This is a genomic window from Ruegeria sp. AH3 (genome assembly GCF_056536265.1).
This window is the reverse complement of record NZ_JBQFJL010000001.1, coordinates 1,233,458-1,249,263: the sequence shown is the minus strand read 5'-3', so window position 1 is coordinate 1,249,263 and position 15,806 is coordinate 1,233,458. Positions and strand designations below refer to the sequence as shown.

Annotated in this window: 16 protein-coding genes; 8 read left to right on the top strand and 8 right to left on the bottom strand. The window is 57.4% G+C overall.

Annotation, left to right across the window (positions count from 1 at the left end):
• The gene (locus tag ACR3EM_RS06200; protein ID WP_480469929.1) at window positions 1-1,143 is read right to left on the bottom strand and encodes an acyl-CoA dehydrogenase family protein; all 1,143 of its coding nucleotides are present in this window, start codon (window positions 1,141-1,143) and stop codon (window positions 1-3) included.
• Window positions 1,144-1,303: 160 nt separating this feature from the next.
• On the opposite strand from ACR3EM_RS06200, the gene ACR3EM_RS06195 reads away from it, so the two are divergent.
• Window positions 1,304-2,167: a hypothetical protein gene (locus ACR3EM_RS06195; RefSeq protein ID WP_480469928.1), complete on the top strand. Its 864-nt coding sequence runs from the start codon at window positions 1,304-1,306 to the stop codon at window positions 2,165-2,167.
• Between the two features lie 3 nt (window positions 2,168-2,170).
• Here ACR3EM_RS06195 and ACR3EM_RS06190 read toward each other — a convergent pair whose 3' ends face one another.
• Window positions 2,171-3,286 carry a carboxylate-amine ligase gene (locus tag ACR3EM_RS06190; protein ID WP_480469927.1) on the bottom strand — a complete coding sequence of 372 codons (1,116 nt, stop codon included), beginning with the start codon at window positions 3,284-3,286 and terminating at the stop codon, window positions 2,171-2,173.
• A gap of 134 nt (window positions 3,287-3,420) precedes the next feature.
• On the opposite strand from ACR3EM_RS06190, the gene ACR3EM_RS06185 reads away from it, so the two are divergent.
• The gene (locus tag ACR3EM_RS06185; protein WP_480469926.1) at window positions 3,421-4,272 is read left to right on the top strand and encodes a class I SAM-dependent methyltransferase; all 852 of its coding nucleotides are present in this window, start codon (window positions 3,421-3,423) and stop codon (window positions 4,270-4,272) included.
• A 71-nt stretch (window positions 4,273-4,343) separates the two neighbouring features.
• A complete protein-coding gene (locus tag ACR3EM_RS06180; RefSeq protein WP_480469925.1) occupies window positions 4,344-4,820 on the top strand; it encodes a fasciclin domain-containing protein in 477 nt (158 codons plus the stop codon).
• Window positions 4,821-4,893: 73 nt separating this feature from the next.
• Here the strand turns inward: ACR3EM_RS06180 and ACR3EM_RS06175 are convergent, their stop codons facing one another.
• Window positions 4,894-5,478, bottom strand: coding sequence for a L,D-transpeptidase (locus ACR3EM_RS06175; protein ID WP_480469924.1), 585 nt, complete (start codon window positions 5,476-5,478; stop codon window positions 4,894-4,896).
• Window positions 5,479-5,677: 199 nt separating this feature from the next.
• Window positions 5,678-7,177, bottom strand: coding sequence for a CoA-acylating methylmalonate-semialdehyde dehydrogenase (locus ACR3EM_RS06170; protein ID WP_480469923.1), 1,500 nt, complete (start codon window positions 7,175-7,177; stop codon window positions 5,678-5,680).
• Window positions 7,178-7,281: 104 nt separating this feature from the next.
• Here ACR3EM_RS06170 and ACR3EM_RS06165 point away from each other — a divergent pair, with 104 nt between their 5' ends.
• From ACR3EM_RS06165 to coaD, 3 genes are all read left to right on the top strand, one after another.
• Window positions 7,282-8,184 carry a LysR family transcriptional regulator gene (locus ACR3EM_RS06165; protein WP_480469922.1) on the top strand — a complete coding sequence of 301 codons (903 nt, stop codon included), beginning with the start codon at window positions 7,282-7,284 and terminating at the stop codon, window positions 8,182-8,184.
• Between the two features lie 60 nt (window positions 8,185-8,244).
• The gene (locus ACR3EM_RS06160; protein WP_480469921.1) at window positions 8,245-8,682 is read left to right on the top strand and encodes a CBS domain-containing protein; all 438 of its coding nucleotides are present in this window, start codon (window positions 8,245-8,247) and stop codon (window positions 8,680-8,682) included.
• An 84-nt stretch (window positions 8,683-8,766) separates the two neighbouring features.
• Entirely contained in the window at window positions 8,767-9,258 is a 492-nt protein-coding gene (gene coaD, locus ACR3EM_RS06155) for a pantetheine-phosphate adenylyltransferase (RefSeq protein ID WP_480469920.1), read from the top strand.
• Here the strand turns inward: coaD and gap (ACR3EM_RS06150) are convergent.
• From gap (ACR3EM_RS06150) to gap (ACR3EM_RS06140), 3 genes are all read right to left on the bottom strand, one after another.
• Window positions 9,250-10,254: a type I glyceraldehyde-3-phosphate dehydrogenase gene (gene gap, locus ACR3EM_RS06150; RefSeq protein ID WP_480469919.1), complete on the bottom strand. Its 1,005-nt coding sequence runs from the start codon at window positions 10,252-10,254 to the stop codon at window positions 9,250-9,252. The genes coaD and gap (ACR3EM_RS06150) overlap by 9 nt on opposite strands.
• Before the next feature lie 81 nt (window positions 10,255-10,335).
• Window positions 10,336-10,479, bottom strand: a complete 144-nt coding sequence (locus tag ACR3EM_RS06145) for a hypothetical protein (protein ID WP_480469918.1) — start codon at window positions 10,477-10,479, stop codon at window positions 10,336-10,338.
• A 73-nt stretch (window positions 10,480-10,552) separates the two neighbouring features.
• Window positions 10,553-11,554 carry a type I glyceraldehyde-3-phosphate dehydrogenase gene (gene gap, locus ACR3EM_RS06140; RefSeq protein WP_480469917.1) on the bottom strand — a complete coding sequence of 334 codons (1,002 nt, stop codon included), beginning with the start codon at window positions 11,552-11,554 and terminating at the stop codon, window positions 10,553-10,555.
• 182 nt (window positions 11,555-11,736) lie between these two features.
• On the opposite strand from gap (ACR3EM_RS06140), the gene ACR3EM_RS06135 reads away from it, so the two are divergent.
• On the top strand, window positions 11,737-12,708 hold the full coding sequence (locus tag ACR3EM_RS06135) for a DUF808 domain-containing protein (RefSeq protein WP_480469916.1): 972 nt from the start codon (window positions 11,737-11,739) through the stop codon (window positions 12,706-12,708).
• 87 nt (window positions 12,709-12,795) lie between these two features.
• Window positions 12,796-13,596, top strand: a complete 801-nt coding sequence (locus ACR3EM_RS06130; protein ID WP_480469915.1) for a thioesterase family protein — start codon at window positions 12,796-12,798, stop codon at window positions 13,594-13,596.
• Window positions 13,597-13,646: 50 nt separating this feature from the next.
• Here ACR3EM_RS06130 and tkt read toward each other — a convergent pair whose 3' ends face one another.
• Window positions 13,647-15,668, bottom strand: coding sequence for a transketolase (gene tkt / locus ACR3EM_RS06125; RefSeq protein ID WP_480469914.1), 2,022 nt, complete (start codon window positions 15,666-15,668; stop codon window positions 13,647-13,649).
• Between the last annotated feature and the right edge of the window lie 138 nt (window positions 15,669-15,806).

The following is a 15,806-nucleotide window of genomic DNA, read 5'->3' as shown; positions in this document are numbered from 1 at the left end:
TCAGCGGTTGGCAAGCATCTGGCGCGCGACGATGACGCGCATGATCTCGTTCGTACCCTCAAGTATCTGATGCACGCGCAGATCACGCACAAGCTTTTCGATGCCATAATCCGCAAGATAGCCGTAGCCGCCATGCAGCTGCAGGCACTGGTCCACTACCTTCGATCCCGTCTCGGTCACGAATTTCTTCGCCATGGCGCAGAACTTGGTGGCGTCGGGCGCGCCCTGATCCAGTTTCCACGCAGCCTGCCGCAGAAAGGTGCGGGCGGCCTGCAATTCGATCTCCATATCCGCAAGGCGGAATTGCAGGGCCTGGAACTGATCAATGGACTGACCGAAGGCCTTGCGTTCGGACATGTATTGCAGGGTCATATCCAGCCCGTTCTGAGCGGCCCCCAACGAACACGACGCGATGTTCAATCGCCCGCCGTCAAGTCCCATCATGGCGTATTTGAAACCGTCGCCTTCTGCGCCAACCAAATTGCCGGAGGGGATTTTGCAGTCATCAAACTGAACCTGCGCCGTGGGTTGGCTCTTCCAGCCCATCTTCTGTTCTAATGCCCCAAAACTGAGGCCAGAGGTTCCGTCTTCGACGTAGACTGTCGAAATTCCCTTGGGGCCATCTTCGCCAGTGCGGACCATGCAGACATAAGCGTCCGAATAACCGCCACCCGAGATGAAGGCTTTGGAGCCGTTCAGGGTATAGCCTTCATTGGTTCGTTCAGCGCGGGTTTTCAGGGCGGCTGCGTCCGACCCCGAACCGGGTTCTGTCAGGCAATAGCTGAGAACCGTTTCAAGGCTGAGAATGCCCGGCATGATCCTGGATTTCAGTTCATCGCTGGCAAAGCTGTCCAGCATCTTGGCACACATATTGTGGATCGACAGGAACGCCGCGACCGAGGGGCAAGCCATCGACAACGCCTCGAACACCAAGGTCGCATCCAGGCGGCTCAGCCCTGATCCGCAGCTTTCTTCAGAAACGTATAGGGCACCGAACCCAAGTTCTCCGATCTTAGGCCAAAGCTCTTTCGGGATGGTGCCGTCAGCTTCCCACTGTCGCGCGTATGGGGCGATATGGTCTTGGCCAAAGGCATAGGCCATGTCGAAGATGGCTGTCTGTTCTTCGGTCAGTGCGAAATCCATAGCTGTGGTCCCTGTATTCTGCAGAATTGAACGAGCGTTTTATTCTTCAATCCTTACAGAAATTTTTCAACGTCGGCAAACGCTGCGGCCATGTTTGGGGGAAATGGGGGGCTGCGCTATACTGCGGGCATTCTACGGATCAATTTCTTGGAGTATTCTGATGGCCTCACACAAACTGGCCGTGATTGTGATTCACGGAATGGGCAGCCAGCACAAACCGCAGGGACAGCCCGCATCCACGACCCCGACCTTTTCAAAAGGCCTCAAACGACGCGTCTCGAACCGGGTGGGCGCGGATATGAGCCACGTTATCTGGCATGAGGTCGTCTGGGCGCAGATCCTGCAGGGGCGGCAGAAAGACTATCTGAAAAAGATCAATCGCAGTCTGGGTTATGACAAGCTACGTGAGTTTGTGGTGTGCAACCTCTCGGATGCAGCGTCTTATCGTCCGACGCCGGACGATGGGGACAAAATCTATGAAGCCATCCACCAAAAGATCGAGAATGTGATGGGGGTCGTCAAACATCAGGTTGGTCCTGATGGTCCGGTTCTGATCCTTGCCCATTCATTGGGTGGGCACATCATGTCGAACTACATCTACGACATGCAAGGCCATATGCGGCCGGGTGGTGGTTTGCCGGTGCATCAGACCGATGTCGAGAACATGAAAACCGTGGCCGGGTTCGTGACCTTCGGGTGCAACATTCCGATTTTCCTGTTTGCCTATCCCGAGAGCGATATTTTCCCCATCATGGCCCCCAACAGCGCGCTGCCTGCGGCGCTGCAATTCCCGACGTGGTGGTACAACTACTACGACAAGCATGACGTTCTGGGCTTTCCGCTGGGCAAAAGCGCGCCGCGTTACAAGCAATTGTCTGATAGTGGAGCCCTTAAGGACAAGCCGATCAACGCGGGCAAGATCTTTACCTCGTGGAACCCGTTTTCCCACAACGGCTACTGGACCGATCGCGATCTCTATGCGCCGGTGGCGGATCGGATCAAAGAGATTTTGGCTCTGACCTAAGGCCTAAAGGTCCGCGTGAAATTCCTCGATCAGGTGTTTCACGACGGCCATACCCGGATCTTCTCCGCGCGCAACGGCTTCGGCATAGGCACGACGCTGGCGCGTGGCCGAAGTGCCGTTTTCGGCGATCTGACGCAGGCGGGCGAGTTCTGTCATGGTTCCCAAAGCCTCGGCATCTTCGGCCAGCATGCCCATCAACTCACCCATCAGATCAGCCATGGGCGTGATCGCGCGGTCGCCGAAATCGATCAACCCTTCGCCCACGCCATAGCGTTGCGCGCGCCAGCGGTTTTCGCCGATTAGGAACTTATCGTACTGTCGCCACCGTAGGTTGCGGGCTTTCAGGCGGCATAACATCCGGGTCAGCGCCTGTACTAGTGCGGCCAGAGATAGCGTATGCTCCAACCGGGGCTGCACGTCCATGATACGGGTTTCCAACGTCGGAAAACGATGTGACGGGCGCAAATCCCACCAGATTTTCGATGTGTCCTCGATCACGCCCAGCTCGACGAGAACACCTGTTGTCCGTTCATATTCACCCCAACTGCCAAAAATAGGAGGTAGACCCGTGCGGGGCAGATTGTCGAATACGGTCAGCCGGTACGAGGACAGGCCCGTATCCTCGCCATTCCAATAGGGTGATGAGGTCGACAACGCCAACAGGTGGGGCAGAAAGTAAGACAGTTGCGGCATCAGATCAGCACGTAGCGCCTGATCCTGCACCCCCACATGCACATGCATTCCACAGATCAGCATACGACGCGCCACGCCGCCAAGCGCGTGCTGCAAGGCATCATAGCGTTCTTTGCGCGTGTGATGCTGATCTTTCCAATTCGCGAACGGGTGGCACGAAACGGCGATGGGGGCCAGGTTGTACTCTGCCGCACGTTTTGAAACGCATGATCGCAGGCGCTTCAGGTCTTCTCGGGCGGTTTTGACTGTCGCGTGTGGGCGGGTTCCGACCTCGATCTGGCATTGCAGGAATTCGGGGCTGACCTGACCCTCGAAATCTGCCTGACAAGCCTCCATCAACGCTTCGGGGGCTTCGGCCAGCTGCAGACTGTCGCAGTCGACCAGCAGATATTCCTCTTCGATACCGATCGTAAATTCCTGCTGCATGGCGGCCCTCGTTCGTCAATTCAGATCAGTGAATACGGAAATTTCCGTTTTGCCAAGGGTTTGAGGTGCAGGGTTCTTGCGAATGCCCCGCTGGCGCGGGTAAGGAACAGGCAGAACCGAATGTGGAGCTTCGCGTGAAACCCAGGAAATTTCCCCAGATCAACGCAGCCCTTGATGAGTTGGGGGTAAAGCTGGTCGACAAATCTGTCGAGAATGATGAACGCGCGCGACTTGAGGCGTTTGAGCGGGCAGGGGGGCTGACCCGCCCGGCCTATGCGTTGTCACCGGGGATGGCGGAGTTCGACATCTCGCAGCTGGTTGAGGAATACGCGCAGCACAAGGCGGCGCTTGAGGCGTTGAAGGACCTCGAACGTAATCAAACCGGATATCGGTTGGGGAACGGCTATTACGACAGCCCGGATGCGGACGCGCTGTATCTGATGATCCGCAGGTTCCAGCCGAAGCGCGTGATCGAGGTAGGTTGCGGCAACTCGACCCGCGTCACGCGGCAGGCGATTGTCGACGGTGGATTGCAGACAGAAATCACCGCGATCGATCCCTATCCCCGCGCCGATATCGCCCATGTGGTTGATCATTTTGAGCAGAAACGGTTGGAAGAGGTCGACCCGGCGATGTTCGAACAGCTCGGAGCCGGAGACGTTTTGTTCATCGACTCCAGCCACGTTGTTCGGATGAGCAATGACGTGGCTCACCTATTCTGCCGGATTATTCCCACGCTGAAACCGGGTGTTGTGATCCATGTCCACGATGTTTTTCTGCCCTACGAATATCCCAAGCGGTTTTTCTATGATTGCCCGGGGTGGGGAGAGCAGTACATCCTGCACGCCTTGCTGCAATCTGGTGCATATTCAATGCTTTGGCCGGGGTACTACCTACAACAGGATCACCCCGAAGCCGTTGAAGCGTTGCCGTTCCTGAAGGATGGCCGGGCGCAAAGCATATGGGTTCAGATCAAAGAAAATTGACCCGGATGTGATCCGGACGCCGCAGTGTCGCGTAACCCTCTCCATAACAAGCTGGAGAGGAGTTAACAGCCATGTTCCGCCGCACATTCATGGGCGCCGCCGCCGCACTCGCATTGACACTTCCGGTCAAAGCGCAAGCTGCTGATATCGTCGATACCGCCGTTTCTGCTGGGTCATTCAACACTCTGGTCGCTGCTGTTCAGGCCGCAGGTCTGGTCGACACGCTGAAAGGTGAGGGCCCGTTTACAGTTTTTGCACCCACGGATGAGGCTTTTGCCGCATTGCCTGAAGGCACGGTGGAAACGCTGCTTCTGCCCGAAAACAAAGATCAACTGGTGTCGATCCTGACCTATCACGTGGTGCCAGCCAAAGTGATGTCTGGCGACATCGCAGGCAAGCGCGCGAAGGTGCTCACGGTCCAGGGTGATCGTCTGAGTGTGAACGCAAAGAACGGTGTCAAGGTGAACGGGGCTGAAGTTATTCAGGCTGATATCGAGGCGAGCAATGGCGTTATACACGTCGTGGACGAAGTGATCTTGCCTGAGTGAACCTTTAAGACCCCCTTTAAACACAAAGCCCCGGTCCAAATGGCCGGGGCTTCTTTTTGAAAGCGTTAGCTGATTACAGCAGGCGCACCTGAGTGCCGACCTGCACCAGCGGATACAGTTCTTCTACATGCTGGTTATAAAGGCCGATGCAACCCGATGAGCTCTGCCGGCCGATTTTACGCGTATCATGGGTGCCATGCACCAGATAGGCGGGCCAGGACAGGTACATCGCGCGGGTACCCAGCGGGTTACCCGGATCGCCACCTTCCATACGGACGGGCAGCGATGGATCACGTTCACGCATCGATGCGGTCGGGGTCCAGCTTGGGTTTTCGCGCTTGCGCACCACCTCGGTATAGCCGCGCTTGGTCAGTTCCTCGCTCATCGGAACCGAGCTTGGGTAAAGCCTGTACGTTCCGTCCGGTCCCCAATAGTGCACCGCGCGGCTGGTAATGTCGGCCAGCAAACAGCCTACGCCCAGCTCATCGAAATGATCCTGCCAGTCCTGCTGCGAAAACGACGAGACGTTGCGGCGCACCGGCAACTGCGTGCTGATCGCATCCTCATCCTGCGGGAAAGCGTCCAGACTTTGCGCGCGCACCAAAGCAGGCGTTGCAATCAGTGATGCAACCCCCAACAGGGCAGAGCGGCGGTTCATGCGATTTTGGGACAAGGCTGCCTCCGGAAATATCAACTGCTCGAGCATTCGAATTGGCGGTAAAATATTGGTGATTGCCTCATTTTTCCAGAGGGGCACTGCTGAATTTCTTGTGAGGTGCGGCTTGGCGCGAATTTGGGCCGAGAAATGAAAAACCCGGCCAAATATGGCCGGGTTTGCGTTATAGCGACAAAAGCGATCAGTCCATCGCTTTGAAGTTGAACTCGCCGCCTTCCTTGATGCCCGAGGGCCAGCGCGAGGTGACGGTTTTCGTGCGGGTATAGAACTTGAAGCTGTCCGGGCCATGCTGGTTCAGGTCGCCGAACATGGATTTCTTCCAGCCGCCAAAGGTGTGATAGGCCAGCGGCACCGGGATTGGGACGTTGATGCCGACCATGCCAATGTTCACTCGGCTGGCAAAGTCGCGCGCCGTATCACCGTCACGAGTGAAGATCGCGGTGCCGTTGCCGTATTCATGATCCATCGCCAGTTTCAGCGCCTCTTCATACGAACCGGCGCGTACGGTGGACAGAACCGGGCCAAAGATTTCCTGCTTGTAGATGTCCATGTCGGGCGTGACATTGTCGAACAGGTGCGGACCGACGAAGAAGCCGTCTTCATAGCCCTGCAGGCTGAAGTCGCGGTTATCGACAACCAGCTTCGCGCCCTGTTCCACGCCCGAGTTGATCAGGCCAAGAATGCGTTCTTTCGCGGCTCCGGTCACAACCGGACCCATGTCCACATCATCGCCAGCCGTATAGGGACCAACCTTCAGCTTTTCGACGCGGGGGATCAACTTCTCGATCAGCGCGTCGGCGGTTTCTTCACCCACCGGAACGGCAACCGAGATTGCCATGCAGCGTTCGCCCGCAGCGCCGAAACCGGCTCCAACCAGCGCGTCAGCTGCTTGATCCAGATCGGCGTCCGGCATGACGATCATGTGGTTCTTTGCACCACCAAAGCACTGCGCACGCTTGCCGTTAGCGGTGGCACGGGAATAGATATACTGCGCAATCGGGGTCGAGCCCACGAACGAAACGCCCTGAATGATCTCGCTGTCGAGCAGGGTGTCGACGGCCTCTTTGTCGCCATTCACAACCTGGAATACGCCTTTGGGCAGACCGGCTTCGATGAACAGTTCCGCCAGCATCAAGGGGACCGAGGGGTCGCGCTCGGACGGCTTCAGCACAACGGCGTTGCCACAAGCCAGCGCCGGACCAACATGCCACAACGGCATCATGGCAGGGAAGTTGAACGGCATGATCGATGCAACAACACCAAGCGGCTGGCGCATCGAGTACATATCGATGCCTGGGCCCGCGCTGTCGGTGAATTCACCTTTCAACATCTGAGGCGCACCGATGCAGTATTCGATCACCTCAAGACCGCGCTGCAGATCGCCCTTGGCGTCGGGCAGGGTCTTGCCGTGTTCGCGACTGAGCGCTTCGGCCAGCTTGTCCATATCGCGGTTCATCAGGCCAACCATGGCCATCATCACGCGGGCGCGCTTTTGCGGGTTGGTGGCCCCCCAAGCAACCTGGGCTGCAGCGGCGTGTTCTATGGCTGCAGTGGTTTCAGCCGCACTGGCCATCGGACATTTATACTGCACCTCGCCCGTGGCGGGGTTAAACACATCGTCGAAACGGCCCGATGTGCCGGCGACATTTTCACCATTGATGAAATGGGTCAGGTCGTTCATCGCAAACTCCTCCAAACAAAGTTGCGCGCAGAATAGGCTTGCGAAAATCCATTGAACAGAGGCAATGTTTCAAATCAGTTTTGCAAAAATGCAAAGGGCACGAGATGACACCGAACTGGGATGATCTGCGCGTATTTCTAGCCGTGGCACGCGAGGAAAGCCTGTCAGCGGCGGGCAGGATGCTCAAAATTGATCCGGCCACGGTGGGGCGTAGGGTTGCGCGGCTTGAAGCCGCATTGGACGCGGTTTTGTTTACGAAATCCCAGCAGGGATATGTGCTGACGACTGCCGGCCAACGGTTGATGGATCACGGGCAGCAGGCCGAAGAGGCGATGCGCGCAGCGGCGGGGGCCATGTCCGGCTCGGCCAAATCGTTAAGTGGTCAGATCCGCATCGGAGCGCCAGATGGCAGCGCCAACTATCTTTTGCCGCAGGTCTGCGCAAAGATCGGCGATGCCAATCCAGATCTGGATATCCAGATACTGGCCCTTCCACGTATCATCAATCTGTCCCGGCGCGAGGCCGATATGGCGATCACAGTTAGTGCGCCGACCGCCGGGAAATTGCTTGTCCAGAAGATCACGGACTACAAGTTACATCTCGTTGCCGCTCAATCCTATCTCGACCGCAATCCGCCAATCCGATCGGTGAATGATCTCTGTGATCATCGCATGATCGGCTATATCCCGGATATGATCTTTGATCGTGAGTTGGACTATCTCAACGATATTGGGATTGAGCGTGTCGCACTTGCATCAAATTCAGTGTCGGTGCAGCTGCGGCAGGTCTCGTTGGGTTCGGGTGTCGGCGTCGCACATGACTTCACATTACCGTTTCACAAGGGATTGCAGAAAATCCTGACGGATCAGGTAAGTTTGACCCGAGGGTTCTATCTGGTTCGTCATCAGGGCGACCAACGCAATGAGCGGTTGAACCGCTTCGCCGAGGCCCTGACTCGTGGCCTGCGAGACGAAGTGGCGCGGCTTGAGCGGGAAGCTTCGCCTTGACACATTCAGACATTCCGGCAACGCTTTGGAAAACAGTACGTTATACCGGAGGTTTTGCTAATGCTTGTTCAGGCCATTCTTAAATCCAAGGCCACTGACGAGGTGGTGACGGTCGAACCATCAGCAACGGTCTCTCAGGCGGCCGAAATTCTGGCAAGCAAGCGGATTGGTACTGTGGTCATTTCCGAAGACGGCGGTCAGACGGCGGCGGGCATTTTATCTGAACGTGATATTGTGCGCGAACTTGCAGCCAGCGGCAGCGGATGCCTCGGCAAGCCTGTAAGCGCCTATATGACCAAGGACCTTGTGACGGCCACGCGACAGGACACGGTTGAGGCCATTCTGTCTCGCATGACCGAAGGCCGGTTTCGCCACATGCCCGTCGTGGAAGAGGGCAAACTGATCGGGATCGTCACGCTGGGCGATGCGGTGAAGGCACAACTGGCTGAGCTTGCTATGGAAAAAGACGCGCTTGAAGGCATGATTATGGGGCACTGAGGTCGCGTGGTGCACAGCTGACCCTTGCACCTGCGGCAAAGATGTGTTTGCTAGCGCAGAAATATTATTGCGCAGGAGGGCCTGATGCGGGTTGGATTATATCCTGGAACCTTTGATCCGATCACCTTGGGTCATATCGATATCATCCGTCGGGCCGCAGCTCTGGTGGACAAGCTTGTAATCGGGGTTGCAATCAATCGCGACAAAGGGCCGTTGTTTTCACTGGAAGAACGCGTGGCGATGATTGAGGCTGAATGCGCGCATCTCACCGAACAGACCGGCACCGAGATCGTGGCGCATCCTTTCGAAAACCTGCTGATTGACTGTGCCCGCGATGTAGGGGCACAGATCATTGTGCGTGGTCTGCGGGCGGTTGCGGATTTTGAGTATGAATTCCAGATGGTTGGAATGAACCGTGCGCTGGACAACTCGATTGAGACGGTCTTTTTGATGGCCGAAGCGCGGCATCAGGCGATTGCCTCGAAACTGGTGAAGGAAATCGCCCGGCTGGACGGAGACGTGTCGAAATTCGTCACGCCCCGTGTAAATGCTGCTCTGCGAGAGCGCTTAGGATAAAGCGCCCATCGCTGTGGCGGTGTCCAGCATCCGGTTCGAGAAACCCCATTCATTGTCATACCAGGCGAGTACGCGAACCAAAGTTCCGTCGGTTACTTTTGTTTCCGCCAGGGATACAGTTGAGCTGTGAGAGTCGTGATTGAAGTCGATTGAGATCAGTGGGCGTGTCTCGGCGGCCAATACACCAGGAATCTTCGCCGCGGCTTCGACGAACAGGGCGTTGACCTCATCCTCGGTGGTTGGCCGGGAAACCTCGGCCACGAGATCGACGACCGAGACATTTGGCGTCGGCACACGGATGGCTTGCCCGGTCAGCTTTCCGGCCAATTGAGGCAGGACCAACCCGACGGCCGATGCTGCACCGGTCGTGGTTGGGATCATCGACAGAGCTGCCGCGCGAGACAGGTAGGGATCCTTGCCTGCAGTATCATGCACCGGCTGGCTGGCCGTATAGGCATGGACGGTGGTCATGTTGCCATGCTTGATGCCCAGTCCCGCATCCAAAGCCGCTGCGACGGGTGACAGGCAGTTGGTGGTGCAAGAAGCGTTGGAGACAACAATGTCGTCGGCAGTCAGCTCGTGATCGTTGACGCCGAACACCACGGTCTTCACCCCGCCATCGCCACGGGCAGGGGCCGAGATCAGAACTTTCTTCGATCCGTTTTTTAGGTGCCGCTCAGCCGCCTCGCGGGTGCGGAAGACGCCTGTGCACTCCAAAACGACATCCACATCCGACCAGTCCAGTGCTTCGGGGTCGCGTTCACTGGTCAGCCGGATGGGGCCAGCGCCCACGTCCAGACCAGCGTCGCTGAGAGTGACCGGGTTGGGATAGCGGCCATGAACGCTGTCGAATTCAAACAGATGCGCGTTCATTTCCGGTTTTGCCAGATCGTTGATCGCGACGATTTCGACATCAGTACGGCCCGATTCCATCACCGCGCGCAGAACTCCGCGTCCGATCCGTCCAAATCCGTTGATTGCCAGCTTGAGTGTCATGATGCGCTCCGTCCGAATGTCGTCCAAGAATGGTTAGCGCTAACAATGACAGATTGCGCCGAAAGTCAAGCAAAACCTCTGTCAGCGCCAAAAGGCGAGCCAATCGAGGAAGTCATAAAGCTTCTTGCCGAGAAAGAGCATGTGCTCGGTTCCGAACAAAGCCACATCCAACATCAGGCCGCCAAGAATGAGAACTCCGAGCCAGATGGCGATTTGATTGGTCATGGGTTTGCCCCGAACGAAAATGCCCGCCCAGATAACCTGAGCGGGCATAAGGGTACAAGCGATGTGCGAAGGGTCAGTTAAGGCGGCCCATCGCAACGGCAACGTCTGCCATACGAACCGAGAAGCCCCATTCGTTGTCATACCACGCCAACACACGCACCATGCGGTTGTCGACCACGCGGGTCTGATCCGGTGCAAAGATCGAGCTTTCTTCGGTGTGGTTGAAATCGGTCGAGACCAGCGGCGCGGGCTCATAGCCCAGAACGCGCTGCATCGGGCCTTTGGCGGCTTCTTCGACGATGGCGTTCACCTCTTCAACGGTGACGTCGCGCGACGCGCGGAACGACAGGTCAACGGCCGAAACATTCGGGGTGGGCACGCGGATGGCCGAGCCATCCAGACGACCTTTCAGATTGGGCAGAACCTCACCAAGTGCTGCCGCAGCACCGGTCGAGGTCGGGATCATCGACATGGCTGCCGCGCGAGCACGATAGAGGTCACTGTGGCGACGGTCGAGTGTCGGCTGGTCGCCGGTATAGGCGTGGATGGTGGTCATGATGCCATGCTCGATGCCAACGCCTTCGTCCAGAACCTTGGCAAGCGGAGCAAGGCAGTTCGTGGTGCAGGAGCCGTTCGAGACCATGTTGTCATTCGCGGTCAGCGTGTTGTGGTTCACACCGAACACGATGGTTTTGTCGACATTCTTGCCAGGGGCCGACAGCAGAACTTTGCCCGCGCCACGATCGAGGTGGGTCTTGGCCTTTACGCCGTCGTTGAATTTGCCGGTGCATTCCAAGACGACATCACAGCCTTCCCAATCCAGCTCATTCATGTCGTAGGTGGAAAACATCTCCATCGGGCCGCGGCCCAGATCCATGGTGTTGCCTTCGATCGAGACCTCACGCGGAAAACGTCCGTGGACGCTGTCGTATTTCAGCAGATGCGCCGAGGTTTCCAGCGGGCCGGTGGCGTTGACTTTGATCACTTCGATGTCGTTGCGCGCCGATGCGGCGATGTGCGACAGGGTACAGCGGCCAATGCGGCCAAAACCATTGATACCGACCTTGATGGTCATTCGACGTCTCCAAAATGCGCTTGTGTTGCTGCGCATATAGCCGCGAATGTGGAATCCCAAAAGGGCAAAATTGGCATATTTTTAAGGTGTTAGCGCAAACCTGACCCGGTTGCGCTAACGCTTGCGCTAGCCGTTGGATCAGGTAGGGTCCAATCCGAGCGGACGATTGGAAAGGAAGCGCGATGAGTGGTCTTTTGGCCCTGTTGGATGACGTGGCAGGCATTGCAAAGGTCGCGGCAACCTCGGTTGACGATGTGGTTGCTGCTGCCGGCAAGGCGGGGGCCAAGACCGCTGGTGTAATCATCGACGACGCCGCAGTGACGCCCAAATACGTTCAGGGTTTTGCTCCGGCGCGGGAACTTCCGATCATCTGGCGGATCGCGCGGGGTTCGATCTTCAACAAGATCATTCTGTTGCTGCCCGTTGCGCTGCTGCTGGCAAACTTTGCCCCATGGCTGATAACGCCGCTGCTCATGATAGGGGGGTCTTATCTGTGCTTTGAGGGGGCTGAGAAGATTTTTCATGTCCTGTTCCCGCATGGGAGCAAGGTGATCGAAGAGGACATGAAAAACCCCGATCCCGGTCATCTGGAAGAGCAAAAGGTGAAGGGTGCGATCAAGACCGACTTCATCCTGTCTGCTGAAATCATGACCATCGCTTTGGCGGCCATTGAGGCTCCGAACGTCTGGATGCAAGCCGCGACGCTGGCCGTTGTGGGTATAGGCGTGACCGTCGCGGTCTACGGCTCGGTCGCACTGATCGTGAAGATGGATGATGTCGGTTTGTATCTGGCGCAAAACGCACCGACGCCGATTGGGCGCGGAACGGGCAGGGGTCTGGTCAAGGCGATGCCCGTTGTCATGAAGGTTTTGTCAATCGTCGGAACCGCTGCGATGCTGTGGGTCGGCGGGTCGATCATGATCCACGGCATGGAGGTTTTGGGCTTTGGCTGGCTGGGTCATCTCATTTACGACTGGGCCTATGCAGCGAGTCATATTGTGTCTGAGCAATGGGCCGGCGCGGTAAAGTGGATCGCCAAGGCGACAATGGATGGTGTGTTCGGTCTGGCCTATGGGCTGGCTCTGATACCCCTGGCAACCAAGTTTCTGTCCCCGGCGATCAGCGCGTTTTCGGGCTCGGCGAAAAGACATTGAAACCAAGATCATGTGACGTGAGGTTTCGTCTGGCGTGCCCGCAAGGGCAGAGTATGGTCCAGCCGTAACTCATCAAATGTGAAATCCATGACAAAACTCAGCCTCTCCCAGGTTCTTGGCAGTTCAGAACGCATTGACGGGGATTTGCAGTTTCCTGTTCCGCCAAATTGGATGCAGGGTCGCACGACATATGGCGGGTTCTCTTCTGCCTTGTTGCTGGCTGCAGCGAGACATGCGGTCGACGATCTGCCACCTTTGCGCTCGGCCCTGATCAATTTCACCGCGCCCATAGGATCACCTCCGCTGATCGAAACCGAGGTGCTTCGCAAAGGGCGGAATGTCACGACGATCAGTGCACGGGCGAGGATTGAGGGTAAAACAGCCGCGTTGGGGACATTCACTTTCGGGCAGGCGCAGGACAGCCATGTGGCGTTTGCGCTTCCGGCGAAAGCAGAGACGCTACCAGAGGCGACCGATCACTATTTTCCACCGAATCTGCCAAGGCTTCCCATCGCGTTTCTAGAAAATTTTGATGTTCGATTGATCGAAGGCGCACGGCCATTCGCTGGGGCTGAACATGGCTATGTAAAAGTCTGGGCGCGCCATAGTGATGCCGAGATGCGGAGCCGGATCGAGGGTTTGATCGCGATCGCTGACCTGCTGCCACCCGCCATTTTTCCGACGTTGAAAAAACCGGGCAACAACTCGTCAATGAACTGGATATTCAATGTGTTGTCCGAAGACATTCAAACCCGTGATGGCTGGTGGCTGATGGAACATAAGCTGACAGCCGGACATGACGGCTACAGCTCTCAGGTCATGCGGATGTGGAACACCGAGGGCGATCTGGTCGTTGATGGCATGCAGTCGGTGATCATCTTCGTTTAACAAAAAAGGCCCCGGTGTTGACCAGGGCCTTGTGCTTACGCTCTGTAGAACTAGCCCAGCAATTCTTTGACCTTGGCAACTGCGGCCTCGGCGGTGATGCCGAAATGCTTGTACAACTCGCCGGCAGGGGCTGATGCACCAAAGCTGGACATGCCGATGAAACCGGCCTTGGCCTCACGTCCGCGCTCGCCTAGCAGCCAGCGGTCCCAGCCTCCGGCACGGACGGCGGCCTCGATGCCCACGCGCACTGCGCCCGCAGGCAGAACGCGTTTGCGATAGGCTTCGTCCTGCTCAGCGAACAATTCCATGCAGGGCATGGATACAACGCGGGTACCGATGCCTTCGGCTTCGAGCGTCGCTTTGGCTTCCATCGCCAGCGATACCTCCGAGCCAGTGGCGATCAGTATGGCCTGACGTTTGCTTTCGGCCTCGGCCAGAACATAGGCGCCTTGTGCGGTCAGGTTCTTGCCTTTGTGCTGTGTCCGCACGGTCGGCACGCCTTGACGGGTCAGCGACAGGACCGAAGGGCTGTCCTTGAAGGTCAGCGCCAGTTCCCAGGCCTCAGCCGTTTCCACCGTATCAGCGGGGCGGAACACATAGGTGTTTGGCGTCGCGCGCGAGATGGCAAGATGCTCGACCGGCTGGTGAGTCGGGCCATCTTCGCCAAGACCGATCGAGTCATGGGTCATCACGAAGACCGACGGGACTTTCATCAACGCTGCTAGGCGCATCGAGGGACGGGCATAGTCGGTGAAGGCCATGAACGTGCCGCCATAGGGACGAATGCCGCCATGTAGTGCCATGCCGTTCATCGCCGCGGCCATGCCGTGTTCACGAATACCATAGTGGATGTAGCGACCCTTGCGGTTTTCCGGCAGGAACACACCCATATCCGCAGACTTGGTGTTGTTCGAGCCAGTCAGGTCAGCCGAGCCGCCAATGGTTTCGGTCATGATCGGGTTAACGACGTTCAGAACCTTTTCCGACGAGGCACGGGTCGCCAGTTTAGGCTGGTCTTCCGACATCTGTTTCTTGAACGCGCGAATTGCGCCCGCCAGCTTCTTGGGGGCTTCGAACAAGTAGGCGCGGTTGAACTCGGCTTGCTTGCGCTCGGAGATCTGAGCAAAACGCTCTTCCCAGGCTGCTCGCTCAGCAGCACCGCGTGCGCCGATGGCTTCCCATGCAGATTTGACATTTGCCGGAACCTCAAACGCGTCGTGCGGCCAGCCGTAGCCGTCTTTCGCGGCTTGCAACTGATCCTGATCCGTCAGCGCACCGTGGCCTTTCGAAGTGTCCTGCGCTGCGTGACCCAGAGCGATATGGCTTTCGCACGCAATCATGGTCGGTTTGTTCGACTTCTTGGCCTGAACGATAGCGGCGTCGATGGCCTTTGGGTCATGGCCGTCGATCTCGATGACATGCCAGCCCGAGGCCGCAAAGCGGCGCACCTGATCGGTGCGGTCGGCCATATCGACGGTGCCGTCGATGGTGATGTTGTTGTTGTCCCAGAACACGATCAGTTTGCTGAGTTCGTGACGACCGGCCAGAGTGATGGCCTCTTGGCTGACGCCCTCCATCAGGCAGCCATCGCCAGCGATGACATAGGTATAGTGATCGACGACTTTCTTGCCATAATGCGCGCGCTGAATCTCTTCTGCCATCGCGAAGCCAACAGCATTCGAAATACCCTGACCCAGCGGGCCCGTTGTGGTCTCGATCCCGTCGATCAGGAAGTTTTCGGGGTGGCCGGCGGTTTTTGCACCCAGCTGGCGGAAGTTCTTGATCTCGTCCAGCGTCACATCGGCATGGCCGGTGAGATAGAGCAGCGAATAAACCAGCATCGAGCCGTGACCTGCAGACAGGATAAAGCGGTCGCGGTCAGGCCAGTTCGGGGCGGATGCGTCGAATTTCAGGTGCTTTTCAAACAGCACCGTTGCGACGTCGGCCATGCCCATCGGCATGCCGGAATGGCCGGAATTGGCGGCGGCGACGGCGTCAAGGGTCAGGGTGCGGATGGCCGCAGCTTTGTCCCAGTGTTCGGGGTTTGCAGTGCGCAGCGCAGTCAGGTCCACGGGCGTTATTCCTTTGGGTTACGGGCAGATGGGGCGCTGAATATCATCCGCCTGTCAAAGTGCAAGCAGAACCCGATATTACCTTTGTGTGGCGCTTCAAGTGTGCTGCGCAAGTGCTTGAAACCAAACAGTGGGTAT

Coding starts and splice junctions, on each gene's coding strand:
- ACR3EM_RS06200 (WP_480469929.1), bottom strand. CDS start 1,143: ATGGATTTCGCACTGACCGAAGAACAGACAGCCATCTTCGACATGGCC.
- ACR3EM_RS06195 (WP_480469928.1), top strand. CDS start 1,304: ATGGCCTCACACAAACTGGCCGTGATTGTGATTCACGGAATGGGCAGC.
- ACR3EM_RS06190 (WP_480469927.1), bottom strand. CDS start 3,286: ATGCAGCAGGAATTTACGATCGGTATCGAAGAGGAATATCTGCTGGTC.
- ACR3EM_RS06180 (WP_480469925.1), top strand. CDS start 4,344: ATGTTCCGCCGCACATTCATGGGCGCCGCCGCCGCACTCGCATTGACA.
- ACR3EM_RS06175 (WP_480469924.1), bottom strand. CDS start 5,478: ATGAACCGCCGCTCTGCCCTGTTGGGGGTTGCATCACTGATTGCAACG.
- ACR3EM_RS06170 (WP_480469923.1), bottom strand. CDS start 7,177: ATGAACGACCTGACCCATTTCATCAATGGTGAAAATGTCGCCGGCACA.
- ACR3EM_RS06165 (WP_480469922.1), top strand. CDS start 7,282: ATGACACCGAACTGGGATGATCTGCGCGTATTTCTAGCCGTGGCACGC.
- ACR3EM_RS06160 (WP_480469921.1), top strand. CDS start 8,245: ATGCTTGTTCAGGCCATTCTTAAATCCAAGGCCACTGACGAGGTGGTG.
- coaD (WP_480469920.1), top strand. CDS start 8,767: ATGCGGGTTGGATTATATCCTGGAACCTTTGATCCGATCACCTTGGGT.
- gap (WP_480469919.1), bottom strand. CDS start 10,254: ATGACACTCAAGCTGGCAATCAACGGATTTGGACGGATCGGACGCGGA.
- ACR3EM_RS06145 (WP_480469918.1), bottom strand. CDS start 10,479: ATGACCAATCAAATCGCCATCTGGCTCGGAGTTCTCATTCTTGGCGGC.
- gap (WP_480469917.1), bottom strand. CDS start 11,554: ATGACCATCAAGGTCGGTATCAATGGTTTTGGCCGCATTGGCCGCTGT.
- ACR3EM_RS06135 (WP_480469916.1), top strand. CDS start 11,737: ATGAGTGGTCTTTTGGCCCTGTTGGATGACGTGGCAGGCATTGCAAAG.
- ACR3EM_RS06130 (WP_480469915.1), top strand. CDS start 12,796: ATGACAAAACTCAGCCTCTCCCAGGTTCTTGGCAGTTCAGAACGCATT.